This window comes from Roseibium aestuarii (genome assembly GCF_008477545.1).
Taxonomy (GTDB): Bacteria; Pseudomonadota; Alphaproteobacteria; order Rhizobiales; family Stappiaceae; genus Roseibium; species Roseibium aestuarii.
In genome coordinates, this window is record NZ_VORA01000001.1 from 57,285 (window position 1) to 75,216 (window position 17,932).

Here is a 17,932-nt window from a genome sequence, read left to right on the forward strand (position 1 = left end):
CACGAGGTTTCCCATGCCCCGCGCCTTCGGTCTCGATTTCGGCACGTCCAACACGGTGCTGGCCGTCAGCGAAGGCGAGCGCGCGGTGGAGCGGGTGCGTTTCGGCGCGGGCGACGACGTGCACGAGGGCATCGCTTCCATCCTCAGCTTCCTGCGGCCGGATCCCGGTCAGGAGCCACTGGCTGAGGTCGGTCCCTGGGCCATCCGCCAGTTCATCGAGCATATGGGCGACGTGCGCTTCATCCAGTCGCTGAAGAGCTTCGTGGCCAGCGGCCAGTTCAAGGGCACCGGTGTCTATGGCCGCCGTTTCGATTTCGAAGGCCTGATGCACACACTGCTCGAGACGGCCTTCAAGCGCACGGACATCCAGGGGGATCTGGCGGGCGCGCGCATCGTCGTCGGCCGCCCGGTGATCTTTGCCGGCGGCGCGCCGGACGAGACCCTGGCCATGGACCGTTACCGCCGGGCACTCGAAGGATTCGGCTTCTCGGAAGTGCTCTTCGTCTATGAGCCGGTTGCGGCCGCCTTCTCCTTTGCCCAGCGGCTGGAACAGGACGCAACCGTTCTGGTCGCCGACTTCGGCGGCGGCACCAGCGACTATTCGCTCATGCGCTTTTCCCGCGCTGCCGGTGTGCTCCATGCCGAGCCGATCAGCCGCGGCGGTGTCGGCATCGCCGGTGACACCTTTGATTACCGCATCATCGACAAGGTGGTTCTGCCGGAGCTCGGCAAGGGCAGCTACTACGCCAGCATGGGCAAGTCGCTGGAAGTGCCGCCGAACCTCTTCGCCAATTTCGCCCGCTGGCACCAGCTCTCCTTCTTCAAGGCCTCCCAGGATTTTGCCGAGCTGAAGAAGCTCGCGCGCTATTGCGAGGACGAGGACAAGATCGAGCTCTTCATCGAGCTGGTCGAGGAAGATCAGGGTTATCCGCTCTACAAGGCCGTGTCCGAGGTCAAGGCGAAGCTCTCTTCCGAGGAGGCGGCCGAGCTGCGCTTTGCGCCCATCGGCCGCGACTTCGGCGTGACCGTGCGCCGCGCCGACTTCGACAGCTGGATCGCCGAGGATCTGGAGCGGATGAACCGGGCGCTGGACGAGACGATCGAACGGGCGGGCATCGACGAGAGCGAAATCGACCGGGTCTTCCTCACCGGCGGCACGTCCTTTGTTCCGGCTCTGCGGGCGATGTTCGCGCAACGCTTCGGCGCCGACAGACTGACGGGTGGCGAGGAGCTCTCTTCCATCGCCAACGGCCTGGCGCTCATCGGGGCGCGTGAAGATGCCCATCGCTGGGTGGCGGGCTGAGGCCACAGGTCGCAGGGGGCGCCAAGCGCTTGCGAGGGTGTCGACGCTCCCGTGATTTGCCGCTAGGCTTTGCCGAAACGTCTGCGCCGCGAGACGCATAAGGAGGAAGTCCCATGCAGAGCCATCTGGTCTTTACCGTTATCTCGAAGGATCGCCCCGGTCTGGTGGATCGCCTGGCGGATGCCATTGCGTCGGCCGGGGGCAACTGGGTGGAAAGCTCCATGGCGCGTCTGGGAGGCGAGTTCGCCGGGATCGTCAGCGTCGATATCGACACCGCCAGCCTTGCGGATCTGGAGGCCCGCTTTGCGGCTCTGGAAGGCGAGGGCTTTTCCATCTCCCGCCGCTCCGGCGACCGCCGTGCGGCCGAGCCGGAAGGCAAGCTCGCCCATATCGATCTGGTCTCCCAGGACCACCCGGGCATCCTGCGCAAGGTGACGAGGGTGCTTGCCGACCATCAAGTGAGCATCGAGCTTCTGGAAACCGCCGTGGTTCCCGGCTCCATGTCGGGGGAATCGCTCTTCAAGGCGACGGCCGACCTGCGCCTGCCCGTCGGCCTCTCCCAGGCGACCCTCGCCGAGGCCCTGCAGGCCACCGCCGCGGACATGATGGCCGACATCAATCTGATCGACTGAGAGCGGCGTTTCACAACTTCAGGCGGGTGTCGCTCGGGCACTCGCCGAACTGCCGCTTGAACGCCGCCGAAAAGCCGCCGATCCGGGAATAGCCCGCGAGCGTCGCGGCCTCGGACACGGAAATGCCGTCGCGCAGCAAGGCCTCGCGGGCTCGGAACAGCCTGGCCTGGCGCACGTAGTCGAACACCGTTTCCCCGAACTGATCACGGAACTTGCGCTGCAGCGACCGCACGCTCGTGCCCGTGTCCCGGGCCACGCGGCTGATGTTCAGATCATCGTCCAGATGGGCGAGCAGATAATCCCGCACCCGTTCCATCTGTCCCTGCTGGCCGAGGGTCGTATCGGCCACAGGCTTGTGAGCCTGCGAGATCCGCTGGCAGACCAGCATCAGGATGTCGAGACCGCGCGCCGAGAGATAGAGCTCGCGCATCTCGCCTTCCAGCCATGACGGCGGGGACTGGATCTGCTTGCACAGGCCCAGAACCTCCGGACCGGGCTCCCAGAGCAGATGGTTCAGATGGCCGGAGAGGAAATGCGTTACCTCACGGTGGCAGGCCGTCTGGTCGATCCGCAGTTCCTCCATCCAGGAAATCGGCGAGGTGAGCGAGATCTTGCGCAGGGGCTGGCTGCTGCCGCGCAGCAGACGGATGTCCGTTTCCCGGGTCAGCACGAAGGTCAGGGCCTTGGGGCGCAGGGTCTCTCCATGACCCGCATCCACATGAAAGAACGTGCCGTCCAGCCAGAAGCTCTGCTCCCCCTCCAGGAAGATGAAGGTCTGGAACTTGGTCTGAACCCGCGCGCATTTCACCGTGCTGATGCTGGTGGTTTGCCAGCTCTTGCAGTCGACTTCGACCAGCTTGCGGGTTCTGGGGGCAGCGGCATCAAGGGCGGTCATCGGGATCGGACTTTCGGGTTGCCGTCAGGGGGCGATTGGCGTGGGCAGCGCAATCTTTGGCGCTTGCTCGTAAATCGCCCGGTGGACAGGTCACGGTGCAGTTTTTAAATAGCTGAGTTTATAAGTCAAGTTTTACGGAAGCCGTCCGTATCGCACTTGGCAGCATTTCTAAGGACATGGGGAACCAAGCGAAATGATCCGTCCCGCACGAGCGATGATCGCTGCGCAACTGGCCGCAACCGTCAGCCTTCTGGCTCTGACCTCCGCCCAGGCTCAATCGGCCGCAACCACCGAACTGGAGCAGGTCACCGTCCAGGCGACGACCGAAAAGGGCGATGGCCCGGTGGAAGGCTATATTGCCGAGCGCAGCGTTTCGGGCACCAAGACGGACACCCCGCTGATCGAGACGCCCCAGAGCATTTCCGTGGTCCCGAAGGATCAGATCGAGGATCAGGGGGCCACGAGCGTTTCCGAGGCCCTGCGCTACACTCCGGGTGTGGCGGCCGAATACCGCGGCAGCTCGAACTTCCACGACGAGATGTATATTCGCGGCTTCGGCTATGTTCCGCGCTATGTGAACGGTCTGGAGTTCGGCTGGAGCTCGCTCGGCAAGATCAATCCCTACCTGCTGGAACGGGTCGAGGTGCTCAAGGGCCCGGCGTCCATCCTTTACGGTCAGGCCAATCCGGGCGGGATCGTCAACCTGACCACCAAGAAGCCCACCGGCGAGACGGCGCGTGAGGCCGAGATCACCGTTGGCACCAACAACCAGGTGGGCGTCGGCTTCGACATCCAGGGCGTCTTCGATCCGGCAGCCGTGTGGAGCTATCGTCTGGTCGGTCAGGCCGATCGTGCGGACCTTGTGGAAGATGGTCTCATCGAGCAGGGCGGCGTGATCGCCCCGAGCCTGCGCTGGGCCCCGGATGCAGACACGGCCCTGACGCTGGTGTCCTTCTATTCCCATGAGCCGGACGCGGGCTATCGCAACTTCCGCGAGGCAGCGGGCACACTTTATGCCACCTCCTACGGCTACATCCCGGACGATTTCCTGGTCGGCGACAAGGACTATGACGAGTATCGCCGGACCCAGGCGCAGATCGGCTATGACTTCGAGCACCGCATCAACGAGACCTTCAAGGTCCGTCAGAATGTCGCCTACAACATCATCGACACCTATCATCAGACCCTGACCTGGGGCGCGCTGCAGGCCGATGAGGAGACCATCACCCGCACGGCCAGCGGTGGTTCGACCGACCTGAACCAGTTCGTCGTCGACAACCAGCTCCAGAGCGAGTTCGACACGGGTCCCCTCGCGCATACGCTGCTGAGCGGTGTCGACTTCAAGCACTCCATGCGGAACTACCAGTGGGGCTATGACTTCACGACCAGCTCCCAGAACTGGCTGAACCCGACCTATGGCACCGGAGAGGTCTTCGAGCTGAATGACCGGGTGTCCGATTATGTCACCACGGCCTGGCAGAGCGGTCTCTACCTTCAGGATCAGGTCAAGTTCGGCAAGCTGAACGTCCAGCTCGGCGCCCGCTATGACTATGCCAGCACCGAGATCGACAACGCCACCTCCAGCGACGCCTCCTATTCCGACAGCGCCTTCACCTGGCGCGCCGGGGCGATCTACAACTTCGACAGCGGCATTTCGCCCTATGTCAGCTACTCGACCTCCTTCGATCCCTCCCTCAGCGTCGACCACAACGGTCTGCCGCTGGATCCGGAAACGGCCCAGCAGTGGGAAGCCGGCGTGAAGTTCGAGACGGCCGATCAGCGGTTCATGGTCAATGCGGCCCTGTTCCATATCCTGCAGCAGAACAAGTCCTCCACCGACCCGAGCACCAACGAGATCTTCCAGACCGGCGAACAGCGGTCCCAGGGTTTCGAGGTGGAAGGCCGTGCGAAGGTGACCGACAGCTTCTCGCTGATTGCCTCCTACACCTTCGTGGATGCCGAGATCACCGAGGACGAGGATGCCTCCAAGGTTGGCCTGACGCCCGATCGGCTGCCGGAACAGCAGGCCTCTATCTGGGGCAAGTACGAGTTCCTCGATGGGCCGCTCGATGGTCTGGCGCTGGGTCTCGGCGTTCGCCACATCGGCGAGAGCACCGACCGCACCAACACGCTGACCGTTCCGTCCGTGACGCTTCTGGATGCCATGGCAGCCTATGACTTCGGCGGAGCCTCCGCCAAGCTGGATGGCGTCAAGCTGCAGCTCAATGCGACCAATCTTCTGGATGAACGCTACACCGCGAGCTGCGCGTCTAAATATGCCTGCTGGTCCGGCGCCGGTCGCACGCTCACCGCTCAGCTGAAGTACACCTGGTAACCGGTGCGATCATGAAGATGCTTATCCCGTCGCGAATCCTGATTGGCCTGGTGACGATCCTGGCCCTGCTTTCACCGGCACTGGCCGCACAGCAATCCGGGTCCGCGGCGGGGGAGGCCTCTGTCGCGATTCCCGCCAGCAAGGAAGACGTCATCGTGACCGATCGCCTGACGGATGGTCAGGAAGGGGCCCGATGGGGTCTCGCTCCGACGGGGAGGGAAACCGCAGAGCTGGTTCTGGATCTCGAACCGGGGTCCTATCTCTTTGCCTCCTTTCCGGTCACCACCGCATCCCTGACCCTCGACCTGGAGGCTCCTGACGGGGCCTTCCTGCGTCGCCTGCTTCAGCCGGGCGACGCGCGGGGCGATTTCAACCTCGTGATCGGCTCCCGTGGCGAGCGCCTTGTCGCCCGCTTTCGCGGCGGGCCGTCCGATGCCGCTCAGGCAGGGCCACTGGTCCTGACATTCGACAGGCTGGTCGCGCCTTCCGACCTTCACGCCCGGGCCGATACGTCTCCGGTGGACAGCCCGCGCCTCCGCGCTCTGGTCGAGGGCCTTGCCACGGCGGAGGCGCCGCAGGCGCTGCTTCAGGCGTTCTGGGACGAGATGGCCGAGCAGGGGACGCCGCTGGTCGAACCGGCGGAGAACGGCAAGTCCCGGCTGACCTTCCTCTATCGCGGCGCGCGCAGCAACGTGCGCATTCTTGGGTCGCCCTCCGCCGATCATGACCTAATGCATCAGCTGCCCGGAACGGACGTCTGGTATCGCACCTATCTGGTGCCCGACGACACCCGCCTGTCCTACCGGCTGGCGCCCGACATTCCCGATGTTCCCGGCACCTTCTGGGAGAACCGGGTCGCGATCCTGGCAACCGCCCGTCGGGATCCGCTCAACAAGGCGCCCTGGCCAGCGGAGGCCCCCGATGCCTGGAGGCAGAAGTCCGTTGTGGAGCTGCCGCAGGCGCCCGCCCAGCCCTTCGTCTCCCGCCAGCCGGGAACGGCGGCCGGAACGGTGGAGACCGTCGACTTTACGAGCGTTTCCCTTGGCAACACCCGGCAGGTGTCGCTTTATCGCCCCGCGGACTTCGACCCGCAGGATCCGGAGACGGTTCTTCTCGTTCTCTTCGACGGCGCCAGCTATCAGAGCGACGTGGATGTTCCGGCAATGCTGGACCAGATGCAGGCCGATGGCGTCATTCCGCAGACTGCGGCCATTCTCGTGTCAAATCCCGATGGCAAGGCCCGTTCGGCGGAACTCCCCGGCAGCGCCGACTTCTCGCAAGTCATGGCGCGCGAGATCGTGCCCTTCGGTCAGGAACGTCTGGGACTGGCGGTACCGGCCGCCCGCACCGTCCTCTCCGGATCGAGCTACGGCGGCCTGGCCTCCATGCGTCTTGCCCTCGATCACCCGGAGGTCTTCGGCAACGTGCTCTCGATGTCCGGATCCTTCTGGTGGTCGCCCGAGGGGACACCCGCGACGGATGCGGAATTCATCGCCCGGCGGGCGGTATCCGAACCCCGGAAGGATCTCCGCGTCTTTCTGACCGCAGGCCTGTTCGAGACCTCGCGCGATGGATCGCTCGACATTCTCAACACCAACCGCCATCTGCGCGATGTCCTTGAAGCCAGGGGCTATCCCGTGACCCTGCGCGAATATGCCGGCGCCCACGACTATCTGGTCTGGCGCGGTGCCCTTGCCGACGGCCTTCTCGCGCTCTTCGGGCCAGCCCCGTGACCGGCCCCGCCACCCGTCCCAAGACCTTCATCAGTGCCGGGAAAGGAACCCGGCGCATCCTTTCGGGAGACATGTCCGAGATGCTTGCTGCTTTCCTTCGCACCGCGGCCCTGGCCGCAGCCCTTCTGTCCGGATGGATCGGGGCAGCCCATGCCATCGATCTGGTGGACGTGGCCGGACGCCCGGTCCACCTTGATCAACCGGCGCGCACGGTGGTTCTGGGGGACGGCCGGGCGCTGTCCGCCATGGCCATTCTCGAACCCGAGAACCCGGTGGCCAAGGTGGAGGCCATGCTGTCCAATATGGAGCAGACCGACCCGGAGCTGCTGGACTACATGAAGGCGCGCTTCCCGCGCACCGCGACCATCCCGATGGTCACCGGTGTGGAGACAGGCGCCTCCGTCGAGCAGGTCATCACCATCGGTCCGGATGTGGCGATCCTCTCCATGTCCGGTCACGGCCCGAGCATCGAGGACGAGGAATTCGTCAATCAGCTCGAAGCGGCCGGGATTCCCGTCGTCTTCATCGATTTCCGTCTGGACCCCCTGAAGAACACGGTCGCGTCGCTTGAAATCATGGGCGAGGTGCTTGGCCGCAAGGACAGGGCAGGGGCCTTCGCCACCTTCTACAAGGAGCGGATAGCGCGGATCGAGTCCCGTCTTGCCGACTTCACCGGCGCGCGGCCGACGGTCTTCCTTCAGGCGCACATCGGCCGCTTCGAGTGCTGCGTGGCCATGGCGAACGGCATGCTGGGTCCCTTCGTCGAGGCAGCCGGCGGGCGCAACATCTCCGCCGAGGCCGTGCCGGGTCCGGTCGGGCGTCACACCCAGGAATTCCTGCTGGCCGCCAACCCGGACATCTGGATCGGCACCGCATCGGGAACCCCTGCGGATCTCGCCGAGGGCAAGCCCTTCGCCGCACTCGGCATGCATGTCAGTGCGGAAATGGCCCAGTCGTCCGCCATTGCCGGGCTGGAAAGCGCAGGCCTTATGGAACTCGATGCGGTGAAGGCCGGACGCGCCTACACGATCTGGCACGGGTTCTACAATTCTCCCTTCAACATCTATGTGCTGGAAACCTTCGCCAAGTGGTTCCATTCGGATCTGTTTGCGGATCTCGATCCGGAAGCCACCTTCCGTCAGGTGCATGAGACCTTCCTGCCCCTCGACAACCCCGGTCTCTATTCCTGGCAGGTCACCCGGTGAGCAAGGCCCTGCATGAGGGTCAGGAGGCGGCAACCTCCGGCCTCTTCGACCAGTACCGGCGAATTGCCCTGCGGCGGGCGGTGACGGTGGCGGCGCTTCTGCTCCTTGCCGGCCTCGCCTTCCTGCTGGACATCACGGCGGGGCCTGCGGGTCTCGGGTTTGGTGACGTGATCTCCGGTATCCTCGATCCCGCGTCCCTCGACCGGCGCACCCATGTGATCATCTGGGATGTGCGACTGCCCGATGCGCTCATCGCCCTGGTGGTCGGGGCCGCTCTCAGTCTGGCCGGGGTCGAGACCCAGACGACCCTCAACAATCCGCTCGCCAGCCCCTTCACCCTCGGGATTTCCGCGGCTGCGACCCTGGGGGCTGCCTTCTTCATCGTTGTCGCCCCCGCTGTGGGCGGATTTGGCCAGACCTTGCTGCTTCCCGCCTTCGCATTCTCCTTCGCGATGATCGCCGCCGCCGCCATTCTCGGTTTCTCAGGCCTGCATGGCGGATCGTCGACCACCATCGTGCTCTACGGCATCGCGCTGGTCTTTCTCTGCGAGGCCATGACCGCCGCGTTGCAGTATGTGGCGAGTGCCGAGGTGATCCAGCAGATCGTCTTCTGGAACATGGGCAACCTGACCCGCGCCGGCTGGCCGGAGGTTGCCGTGGTCGCATCCGTTCTGGCGGTCATCCTGCCCTTCTCCCTGCGCGATGTCTGGCGTCTCACCGCCCTGCGCGGCGGGGAGGATCAGGCCCGAAGCGCAGGTCTGTCGGTCACCCGCATCCGGATCATCGTGATGATCCGCGTCGCCATTCTCTCCGCCGTTGCGGTTTGCTTTGTCGGCACCATCGGGTTCGTCGGTCTTGTCGGGCCCCACATTGCCCGCATGCTTCTGGGCGAGGACCATCGCTTCCTGGTGCCCGGCGCCTGCTGCACGGGCGCGGCGCTTCTCTCCCTGGCGTCGTGGCTCTCCAAGGTGATCGTTCCCGGAGCCATCGTACCCGTCTACATCATCACCGCCATCATCGGCGTGCCCGTCTTCCTTGTGCTCATCTCCTGGCGTCGAAAGGAAACCTCATGGCAGTGATGCAGGTGAGCGATCTCGGCGTCCGGCTTTCGGGCCGCGAGATCCTCAAGGGCGTGACCCTTCCCACGCTTCAGGGCGGGCAGGTCGTTGGCCTCGTGGGGCCCAATGCGTCCGGCAAGTCGACCTTGCTGCGCACTCTCGCTTTGGGGCGCGCTTTCTCCGGAGAGATCGCGCTCGACGGAGCGCCGGTCCTCTCCCTGTCGCGCCGCGACCGGGCGCAGCGCCTGTCCCTGATGCCGCAAACGCCGCCGATCGGGTCGACCCTGACCCCGTTCGAGCTCTTGCGCAGCTACGCAAGGGCAACGCGCCTGAGCGTCTCCGACCGGGATCTGGGGCAGCGCATGGCAGGGCTGCTCGGGCAGCTGGGTCTTCTGCCCGATGCCCACCGGCGGCTCAACGAGCTGTCGGGCGGCAAGCGCCAGCTTGTCGGTCTCTGTCTCGCGATGATCGGCGAACCGGAATACCTGCTCCTTGACGAGCCGACCTCGGCGCTGGACCTTAGATGGCAGCTGACTGCCCTCTCCGTCGCCCGCGACTTCGCCCGCGATCGCGGTGCCGTCTGCATCGCCGCCCTGCACGACATCAACCTGGCCCTGCGCTTCTGTGATGTGCTCGTGGTTCTCGATCAGGGCCGCCTCGCAGCCGCCGGTGCTCCGGAAGAGGTGATGACCGCAGAGCTTCTCGCCAGGGTCTACGGCGTTTCGGCGAGGCTCGAGCGTTGCAGTCAGGGGGCGCCGGTTCTCATCGCCGATGCGGTGGCGCAGCCCGCGCCCGTCTAAGCCCGGCAGATCGCCGCAAACCCGGTAACGGAACCCGACGGAAATTGTTTTTGCCGGGTTCTTGCAAAAAGATGCCTCACGCGGCATAAACCTGAACATAAAACTCATATTGAAGCGCCGCCCTTTCCGGTGCTTCCGGGCAGTCTCCCGGCCTCGCATCAGGCCACGCTCCGTTCGCCATCTATCGTCATAACCCGTGGATCCGACCATGTTCGCAGAGTTTCTGAACACCCTTCCGCCCTTCGCCCAGCCGCTTGCGGAGCTAGTCCGGTCCGGTGGCCCGGTCGTGACGATCCTTCTGGGGCTCTCCGTGGTGTCGCTGGCGCTGATCCTGGCGAAGGTGTTCCAGTTCCAGCTTCTGGGCGTGGGCCGTCACGGTGCCGCGCGCAAGGCGCTCGGTCACTGGCTCGCCGGACGTCGCGCGGAAGCGGGCAAGCAGGTGATGGCCAGCAACGCGGTCATGAGCGAGGTCCTGCGCAAGCTGCTTCAGGCGGCCTCGGGTGCAGAGGTCAATCGCGAGTTTCTGAAGGAAGACATCGAGCGCATCTGCAATCAGCGCATCCACACCCTGCGCGGTTGGCTTCGGCCTCTCGACATGATCGCGCAGACGGCACCGCTGATCGGGTTGCTCGGCACGGTTCTGGGCATGATCGAGGCCTTCCAGGCCATGCAGGGTGCAGGTGCTGCCGTTGACCCGTCCGTTCTCGCCGGTGGCATCTGGGTGGCGCTCCTGACCACGGCCGTCGGTCTGGCCATCGCCATTCCGGTCTCGGCCATCGTCGGCTGGTTCGACAGCCGCATCGAGGCGGAACAGGCGGAGATGGAAAGCATCGTCACCGCGTTCTTCACCGGAGCGGCGGCCGAACGTCCCGCAAGCCGTGTGGTCTCCCTGGAAACTCCGGCAAAGGCTTCGGAAGCCCGCTATGCGATTTGAACCGAGGGCGAAGCGGAAGGCCGTTGGCCTGACGTCCCTCATCGATGTGATCTTTCTGCTGCTGCTCTTCTTCATGCTGGCCTCCAGCTTCAGCCGCTACCAGTTCCTGCCGCTGGCAAGCGGAGCGCAAGGGGGTGGTGCCGAGGTCAAGCCGGCCTATGTACGGGTCCACTCCGCCGAGACCATGGACCTGAACGGGCAGCCCGTGCGCCGGGAGGATCTCTCCGCGCGCTTTGCCGAGCTGGTCGCCCGCGACGGCAAGCTGGTGGCCATCTGGTCCGGTCCGGAAGCCTCGGTGCAGCAGGTGGTGGATGTCATGTCGGCCGCCCGTCTGGCGGGGCTGAACGCCGTCATCGTCACGGGCAGATAGGGTTCTCAAGAGGCATCCGACACTCATGCGCCTGAACAAGCCGATGCGGCGTCAGCCGCCGGAAAACACCATTCCGCTGATCAACGTCGTGTTCCTGATGCTGATCTTCTTCCTCTTCGCGGGCTCCGTCGCGCGCGACGATGCCCGTCAGGTGGAGCCGCCGGTCGACATCACGGAAGACGAGAACATCCGCTCGACCGGCGCGCTGATCATCGCGGCCGACGGAACCCTGCATGCCGGGGACAACGAGACGACGGTTGGCGCCTGGATCGCGGCGCATGAGGCCTCCGATCTCGCCGCCGAGCCGCTGAAGATCGCCGTGGACGGAACGCTCACGGCCGACAAGCTGGAAGAAGTCCTCGCGGAGGTGCGCGGGCTGGAAAAGGCTGACGTGGTTCTGATCACCCGAAGGGCAGCGCCGTGAAATTCGCACGTCTCGTCATCGCTGGTGGGGTCCTCTCCCTCGTGGTCCACGGGGCCGGCTCCGCCTATTTCGCGCCCGACCCGGAAGAGACCCTGATTGCGGCCAGCAGTGGCGGTGCGGTCGTCGTCATCGGCTCGCTGGAGGATCTCGTCGAGGGCTCGGATGCCCCGGTCGAGCCCGTCGAGGCGGTGGTGGAAGAGGTCGAGGTGCAGCGCCCGCGTCCGCAGACGCCCGTTGAGACCCCGGTGGAGCGGGTGCAGGTCGCGGCGGTGCAGCCTCAGGTCCAGCCGGTGATCCAGGGCGTGACCGATACTGCGCCCGTCACCGCCACGTTGGCGGAGGAAGCCCGGCCGCTCGAGGAGGTCCAGCCGGCCAAGCCTGTCGAGGTTCAGCCTGCCCAGGCCGTCGAACCGGTCAACCAGGCGCCGGTGGTCGAGCAGACACCCGTGGAACAGGCACCGATCGAGCAGACGTCCGTCGAAGTGGCGGCGGTCCAGCCCGTGGAGCAGGCGATCGAGCCTCCGGTCGAGGAGGAAGAGGTGCAGGTGCCGGAGGAGGTGCTCGCCGCCTTGCCGCTCACAAAGCCCGAGCCTCCCGAGCAGAAGCCTGAAAAGCGCGCGGAGCCGAAGAAGCCGGCCAAGCCGCGCGGCACCACCGTGTCCTCTCGCAAGGGGGCGGACACCCGCGATCCCAACCAGCGGCAGGCTGCACGTCAGGGCGCGGAAGGCGGTGCGGCCGAACAGCAGGGCAATGCCGCGCGTTCAAACTACAATGGCCTGGTGCAATCCCGCATTTCCCGCGCCAAGCGCTATGTGCGCGACCGGAACCTGCGGGGCAAGGTTCAGGTGGCCTTCGTGGTCAGCCGCAATGGTGCGGTAAGCAACATTCGCATCGCCGGGTCCTCGGGCGATGCCCGCGCTGACAAGGCCGCGCTCTATATGGTCCAGCGCGCGGGCCGCATGCCGGACCTGCCGCCGGAGTTTCCCGGCACGTCCAAGGCCTTCAGCATTCCGATCCGCTTCGAATAGGCAGCGTCGCTACCTGCGCGGCGCCATGCCCTGCACCAGCATGCGGATGGAGTGGCGCATGAAGGTGCGGGGATCGGAGATGCCCGGCAGGTCCTCCTCGTTCTCCGGCCGGAAGATCTGGGCGGCCACCAGCACGTTCATCATGAACTTCGCCGTATCGGTCGCATTGGGCGTGACCAGCCGCCCCAGGTCCGCCTGCCGGCTGACCCATCCGGTCAGCAATCCGTGCAGGCTGAGGCCGCAATGCTGGCGCAGGATGTCCCCGAGATCCGGATTGGCCACCGCCTCAACATAGAAGAGGCGGATCTCTGCCGCCTGACGCAGGTGTTCTTCCTCGCTGCGGTCCGCGCGGAAGATCTCGATCAGCGCCTGCTCCAAAGGCAGGTCGCGATCGAGGCTCGCCAGATTGAGGATCTTCTCCCGGTGCCGGATCGCCATTTCGGCGAAGAGCTCGTGCTTGCCGGGAAACATCTCGTAAAGGGTGCGCTTCGAAATCCGGCATTCGGCGGCGATATGGCTCATGGTCGTGCGCTGGAACGAACGCTTCTGAAAGGTCCGGAACGCATGCTCGATGATCTCGGCGCGCAGAGCCTCGCTGTCGTGAACCTTCTGGCGCCCTCGCGGGCGGCAGGCAGCGGACGGAGCGGAAACTGAAGAGTTTCCATCTGTGCCCGTTTTGCACTCATCTGCCAATTGGTTCATCACCTTGCCTGCGTGTTACGAAAGGATACGCTTATTTTGTTGACTCGAGGTCCGTCCCCACACTAGTGGTACTGACCAGTTTTGTAAAACTCGACGTGAGTTCGAGTGCGAAAAGGACGGCTGCGGATGTTCCTCCTCCCTGAAGTGACCCGAAAGACCTCGCGCGGATGGCGTGCCACGGCCTTCGCTGCAACGGCGATCCTGGCCATCGCGGCGCAAGGTGGAAACTCAGAAGTTTACGCCCAGATGCCGGGCGGTGCGGCTTCCAAGCCGCAGGTCGGCGTGATCGAGCTTCAGCCCCAGTCGGTCGCCATCACCGCCAAGCTTTCCGGCCGCACGGTCGCCTCCATCGACGCCGAAGTCCGCCCGCAGGTGGGAGGGATCATCGAGGAGCGCATGTTCAAGGAAGGCTCCGAGGTGAAGGCCGGCGATGTGCTCTATCGCATCGACGACGACGCCTATCAGGCCTCCTATGACGCCGCCGTGGCGACCCTGCGCAAGGCGGAAGCTGCCCTGCCGAGTGCCGAGACCAAGCTCCAGCGCTACGAAGAGCTGATCGGCCAGAACGCCGTCGCCAAGCAGGATCTTGACGATGCCCGCGCAGCCCTCGCGCAGGCCAAGGCCGAGGTTGCCTCCGCCAAGGCCGCGGTCGAGACCGCCCGCATCAATCTGGATCGCACCCAGATCCGCGCCCCGATTTCCGGCCGCGTGGAAGTGTCGTCCCTGTCCGTTGGCGCCCTGGTCACCGCAAGCCAGAGCGACGCGCTCACCACCATTCGCCAGCTGGACCCGATCAACGTCGACGTCACCCAGTCGAGCACCAACCTGCTGAACCTGCGCAAGGCCGTGCGCGAAGGCCGGGTCAAGCTCTCCGGCGACAACGTGCAGGTCCGCCTGTTCCTGGAAACCGGCGAGGAATATCCGGAGACCGGCAAGCTGGAGTTCTCCGAGGCCTATGTGGATCCGACCACCGGCACCTACACCCTGCGCGCCGAATTCCCCAATCCGGACCGTCTGCTTCTGCCGGGCATGTATGTCCAGGCCGTGGTGGAAGAGGGCGTTGCCCAGAACTCGTTCCTGCTGCCCCAGCGCGCCGTGTCGCGCAATGCCCGCGGCGAGCCGACAGGCTTCTTCCTTGGCGCTGACGGCAAGGTCGAGCAGCGTGTTCTCAAGGTCGAGGGCAACGTTGGCAACAACTGGCTGGTCACCGAAGGGGTGAGCGCCGGCGAACGCCTGATCGTCGAGGGCATGCTCTTCGTGAAGGCCGGCGGCGAGGCCATCGGCACCCTCGTGACCATCAACGCGACCACCGGCGAAGTGGAAAGCCACGGCGACGCGGTCTCGAACCAGGGCGGGAAGTCCAACTGATGTCCGCGTTCTTCATCGACAGACCCATCTTCGCATGGGTCATTGCCATCGTGACGATGCTGGCTGGCGCCCTTGCCATCACCCAGCTCTCCGTCGCGCAATATCCGCAGATCGCGCCCACCACCGTCAACATCTCCGCCAACTATCCGGGCGCCGATGCGGAAACGGTCGAGAACTCGGTCACCAAGGTGATCGAGCAGGGCATGTCGGGGATCGATTACCTCGACTACATGACCGCGACCTCCTCCAACACCGGTTCGGCCCAGATCTCGCTCACCTTCTCCAGTGAGGCGGATCCGGACATTGCGCAGATGCAGGTGCAGAACAAGCTGCAGCTTGTCACCAGCCAGCTGCCGCAGGTGGTTCAGGCCACGGGCGTCACGGTCACCAAGTCCACCACCGGCTTCCTGATGGTGCTCGGCTTCGTCTCCACCGACGGCCGCATGACCTCCACCGATATTGCCGACTACGTGGACAACACCCTCAATGACACGCTGAAGCGCGTCGAAGGTGTGGGCGAAACCCGGCTCTTCGGCTCTGGCTATGCCATGCGCATCTGGCTCGATCCGGCCAAGCTGAACAAGTACAGCCTGATGCCGGGCGACGTGAGCTCCGCCATCGAGGCGCAGAACACCCAGGTCTCCGCCGGTCAGCTCGGCGGTCTGCCCCAGACCGAGGGCCAGCAGCTCAACGCCACCATCACCGCCTCCAGCCGCCTTCAGACGGTGCAGCAGTTCCGCGACATCATCCTGAAGTCCTCGGAAGACGGGTCCATCGTGCGCCTGAACGACGTGGCGCGCGTGGAAATCGGCAACGAAAGCTATACCACTGCGGCCGCCTATAATGGCTCGCCCGCGTCTGGTCTGGCCATTTCGCTGGCCACCGGCGCAAACGCCATCGACACGGCTGCCCGCGTCCGCGACACCATCGACCGCCTGTCGACGACCCTGCCGGCCGGTGTCGAGGTGGTTTATCCCTATGACACGACGCCCTTCGTCGAGCTCTCCATCGAGAAGGTGGTTCACACCCTGATCGAAGCCGTGGTGCTCGTCTTCCTGGTGATGTTCGTCTTCCTCCAGAACTTCCGCGCCACGCTGATCCCGACCCTGGCGGTTCCCGTCGTGCTTCTCGGCACGTTCGGGGTGCTGGCCTTGTTCGGATATTCCATCAACACCCTGACCATGTTCGCCATGGTGCTGGCCATCGGCCTTCTGGTGGATGACGCCATCGTCGTGGTTGAAAACGTCGAGCGCGTGATGGCCGAGGAAGGTCTCGACCCGCGCGAAGCCACCCGCAAGTCCATGAAGGAAATCACCGGCGCCCTCATCGGCATCGCGGTGGTTCTCTCCGCCGTCTTCGTGCCCATGGCCTTCTTCGGCGGCTCGGTCGGCATCATCTACCGCCAGTTCTCCGTGACCATCGTGTCCGCCATGGTGCTGTCGGTGCTGGTCGCCCTCATCCTCACGCCGGCCCTTTGCGCCACGATCCTGAAGAGGGGCAGCCATGGTCATCAGCGCGGCCCCTTCGCCTGGTTCAACCGGGCCTTCGACCGGGGTGCCGACGGCTATCGTGCGGCCAGCGGCGGCATCATCAAGCGCGGCATTCGCGGGTTCATCGTCTTCCTCGCGATTGCCGGCGGCATGGGCTACATGTTCAAGGACCTGCCGAGCTCCTTCCTGCCGCAGGAAGACCAGGGCATCCTGATCTCCTCCGTCTCCCTGCCGGTGGGTGCCACCCAGGACCGGACGCTGCGGGTGCTCGACAAGGTCCGCAACCACTTCCTCGAGAATGAGAAGGATGCGGTCGAGAGCGTCTTCACCGTCGCCGGCTTCGGCTTCGGTGGTCAGGGCCAGAACGTTGGTCTCGCCTTCGTCCGCATGAAGGACTTCGCCGAGCGCACCGATCCGCGCCTTGCCGCCCAGGCGGTGGCCGGCCGTGCCATGGGCGCCTTCTCGCAGCTGAATGAAGCCCGCGTCTTCGCGCTCGCCCCGCCCGCCATCCAGGGCATGGGCAACACCAACGGCTTCACCTTCTACCTGCAGGACATCAACGGGGCCGGTCACGAGCAGCTGATGCAGGTGCGCAACCAGCTTCTCGGCATGGCAGCGCAGTCTCCGAAGCTGGTCGCCACCCGCCCGAACGGGCAGGAGGATCAGCCTCAGTTCAAGATCGACATCGACACGGAAAAGGCCCGTCTCCTCGACCTGTCCATTTCCGATGTAAACAACACCCTGTCGATCGCCTGGGGCTCGGACTATGTGAACGACTTCATCGACCGCGGCCGCATCAAGCCGGTCTACGTTCAGGCGGATGCGCCCTATCGCAGCCAGCCCTCCGACGTGGACGCCTGGCACGTGCGCAATTCCAACGGCGACATGGTGCCCTTCAATGCCTTCTCCACGGCACGCTGGACCTATGGTTCGCCGCGTCTGGAGCGCTACAACGGCTCGTCCGCCGTCGAGCTTCAGGGCCAGGCCGCGCCGGGCATCTCCTCCGGCGATGCCATGGCGGAGATCGAGAACATCGTCTCGCAGCTTCCCGTGGGCTTCGTTCACGAGTGGACGGGTCTCTCCTATCAGGAGCGTCTCTCCGGCGACCAGGCGGTCTACCTCTATGCGATCTCGATCCTGGTGGTCTTCCTCTGCTTGGCGGCCCTCTATGAAAGCTGGTCGATCCCCTTCGCCGTGATGCTGTCGGTTCCGATCGGCATCTTCGGGGCGCTGGCTGCCGCCCTGATCTTCGGTCAGACCAACGACGTCTACTTCAAGGTGGGTCTGCTCACGACGATCGGTCTTGCGGCCAAGAACGCGATCCTGATCGTGGAGTTCGCCATCGAGCGTCAGCGCGAGGGCAAGGGCCTCATCGAGGCCACCCTCGATGCCGCCCGCCAGCGTCTGCGCCCGATCCTGATGACGTCCTTCGCCTTCATCCTGGGCGTGACCCCTCTGGCGATTGCCACCGGGGCCGGTTCGGGAGCGCAGAATTCCATCGGTATCGGCGTGATGGGGGGCATGATCTCCTCCACGGTTCTGGGTATCTTCTTCGTGCCGTTGCTCTTTGTGGGTGTCCGGCGCATCTTCGGCGGCAAGAAGGCCATGCTGCCCGCCACTCCGGCAGCCGGTCACAGCGGCGAAACACTCTAAGA

15 protein-coding genes are annotated in these 17,932 nt (G+C 65.0%); 13 read left to right on the top strand and 2 right to left on the bottom strand.

Translation table 11 applies throughout. The features are described from left to right. Positions 1-13: 13 nt before the first annotated feature. Positions 14-1,303: an Hsp70 family protein gene (locus tag FR728_RS00320; RefSeq protein WP_149890679.1), complete on the top strand. Its 1,290-nt coding sequence runs from the start codon at positions 14-16 to the stop codon at positions 1,301-1,303. A 113-nt stretch (positions 1,304-1,416) separates the two neighbouring features. Then, on the top strand, positions 1,417-1,935 hold the full coding sequence (locus FR728_RS00325; RefSeq protein WP_149890680.1) for a glycine cleavage system transcriptional repressor: 519 nt from the start codon (positions 1,417-1,419) through the stop codon (positions 1,933-1,935). A 10-nt stretch (positions 1,936-1,945) separates the two neighbouring features. Here the strand turns inward: FR728_RS00325 and FR728_RS00330 are convergent, their stop codons facing one another. Continuing rightward, complete coding sequence (locus FR728_RS00330) at positions 1,946-2,830, bottom strand: helix-turn-helix transcriptional regulator (protein ID WP_149890681.1); 885 nt, start codon at positions 2,828-2,830, stop codon at positions 1,946-1,948. 193 nt (positions 2,831-3,023) lie between these two features. Here FR728_RS00330 and FR728_RS00335 point away from each other — a divergent pair, with 193 nt between their 5' ends. The 9 genes from FR728_RS00335 (at position 3,024) to FR728_RS00375 (ending at position 12,717) form a co-directional block, all read left to right on the top strand. Then, entirely contained in the window at positions 3,024-5,165 is a 2,142-nt protein-coding gene (locus tag FR728_RS00335; protein WP_149890682.1) for a TonB-dependent siderophore receptor, read from the top strand. A gap of 11 nt (positions 5,166-5,176) precedes the next feature. Further along, positions 5,177-6,898 carry an alpha/beta hydrolase-fold protein gene (locus FR728_RS00340; RefSeq protein ID WP_149890683.1) on the top strand — a complete coding sequence of 574 codons (1,722 nt, stop codon included), beginning with the start codon at positions 5,177-5,179 and terminating at the stop codon, positions 6,896-6,898. 80 nt (positions 6,899-6,978) lie between these two features. Further along, the gene (locus FR728_RS00345; protein ID WP_188318745.1) at positions 6,979-8,103 is read left to right on the top strand and encodes an ABC transporter substrate-binding protein; all 1,125 of its coding nucleotides are present in this window, start codon (positions 6,979-6,981) and stop codon (positions 8,101-8,103) included. Further along, complete coding sequence (locus tag FR728_RS00350; RefSeq protein ID WP_244304336.1) at positions 8,100-9,182, top strand: FecCD family ABC transporter permease; 1,083 nt, start codon at positions 8,100-8,102, stop codon at positions 9,180-9,182. Before FR728_RS00345 ends, FR728_RS00350 begins: the two co-directional genes overlap by 4 nt. Further along, positions 9,173-9,961, top strand: coding sequence for an ABC transporter ATP-binding protein (locus FR728_RS00355; RefSeq protein WP_149890685.1), 789 nt, complete (start codon positions 9,173-9,175; stop codon positions 9,959-9,961). Before FR728_RS00350 ends, FR728_RS00355 begins: the two co-directional genes overlap by 10 nt. Before the next feature lie 208 nt (positions 9,962-10,169). Continuing rightward, positions 10,170-10,895 carry a MotA/TolQ/ExbB proton channel family protein gene (locus FR728_RS00360; protein WP_149890686.1) on the top strand — a complete coding sequence of 242 codons (726 nt, stop codon included), beginning with the start codon at positions 10,170-10,172 and terminating at the stop codon, positions 10,893-10,895. Continuing rightward, a complete protein-coding gene (locus FR728_RS00365) occupies positions 10,885-11,265 on the top strand; it encodes an ExbD/TolR family protein (protein ID WP_188318746.1) in 381 nt (126 codons plus the stop codon). Before FR728_RS00360 ends, FR728_RS00365 begins: the two co-directional genes overlap by 11 nt. 25 nt (positions 11,266-11,290) lie before the next feature. Then, entirely contained in the window at positions 11,291-11,689 is a 399-nt protein-coding gene (locus FR728_RS00370; protein WP_149890687.1) for an ExbD/TolR family protein, read from the top strand. Then, positions 11,686-12,717: an energy transducer TonB gene (locus tag FR728_RS00375; RefSeq protein ID WP_149890688.1), complete on the top strand. Its 1,032-nt coding sequence runs from the start codon at positions 11,686-11,688 to the stop codon at positions 12,715-12,717. The genes FR728_RS00370 and FR728_RS00375 overlap by 4 nt, the downstream gene beginning before the upstream one ends. Before the next feature lie 9 nt (positions 12,718-12,726). Here FR728_RS00375 and FR728_RS00380 read toward each other — a convergent pair whose 3' ends face one another. Beyond that, positions 12,727-13,419 (bottom strand): TetR/AcrR family transcriptional regulator, encoded by a 693-nt coding sequence (locus FR728_RS00380; RefSeq protein WP_149890689.1) that lies wholly within the window; start codon positions 13,417-13,419, stop codon positions 12,727-12,729. Positions 13,420-13,545: 126 nt separating this feature from the next. Between FR728_RS00380 and FR728_RS00385 the strand changes: the two genes are divergently transcribed. Both FR728_RS00385 and FR728_RS00390 read left to right on the top strand, forming a co-directional pair. Beyond that, entirely contained in the window at positions 13,546-14,787 is a 1,242-nt protein-coding gene (locus tag FR728_RS00385; protein WP_149890690.1) for an efflux RND transporter periplasmic adaptor subunit, read from the top strand. Continuing rightward, positions 14,787-17,930 (top strand): efflux RND transporter permease subunit, encoded by a 3,144-nt coding sequence (locus tag FR728_RS00390; protein ID WP_149890691.1) that lies wholly within the window; start codon positions 14,787-14,789, stop codon positions 17,928-17,930. The genes FR728_RS00385 and FR728_RS00390 overlap by 1 nt, the downstream gene beginning before the upstream one ends. The last annotated feature ends 2 nt before the right edge of the window (positions 17,931-17,932 follow it).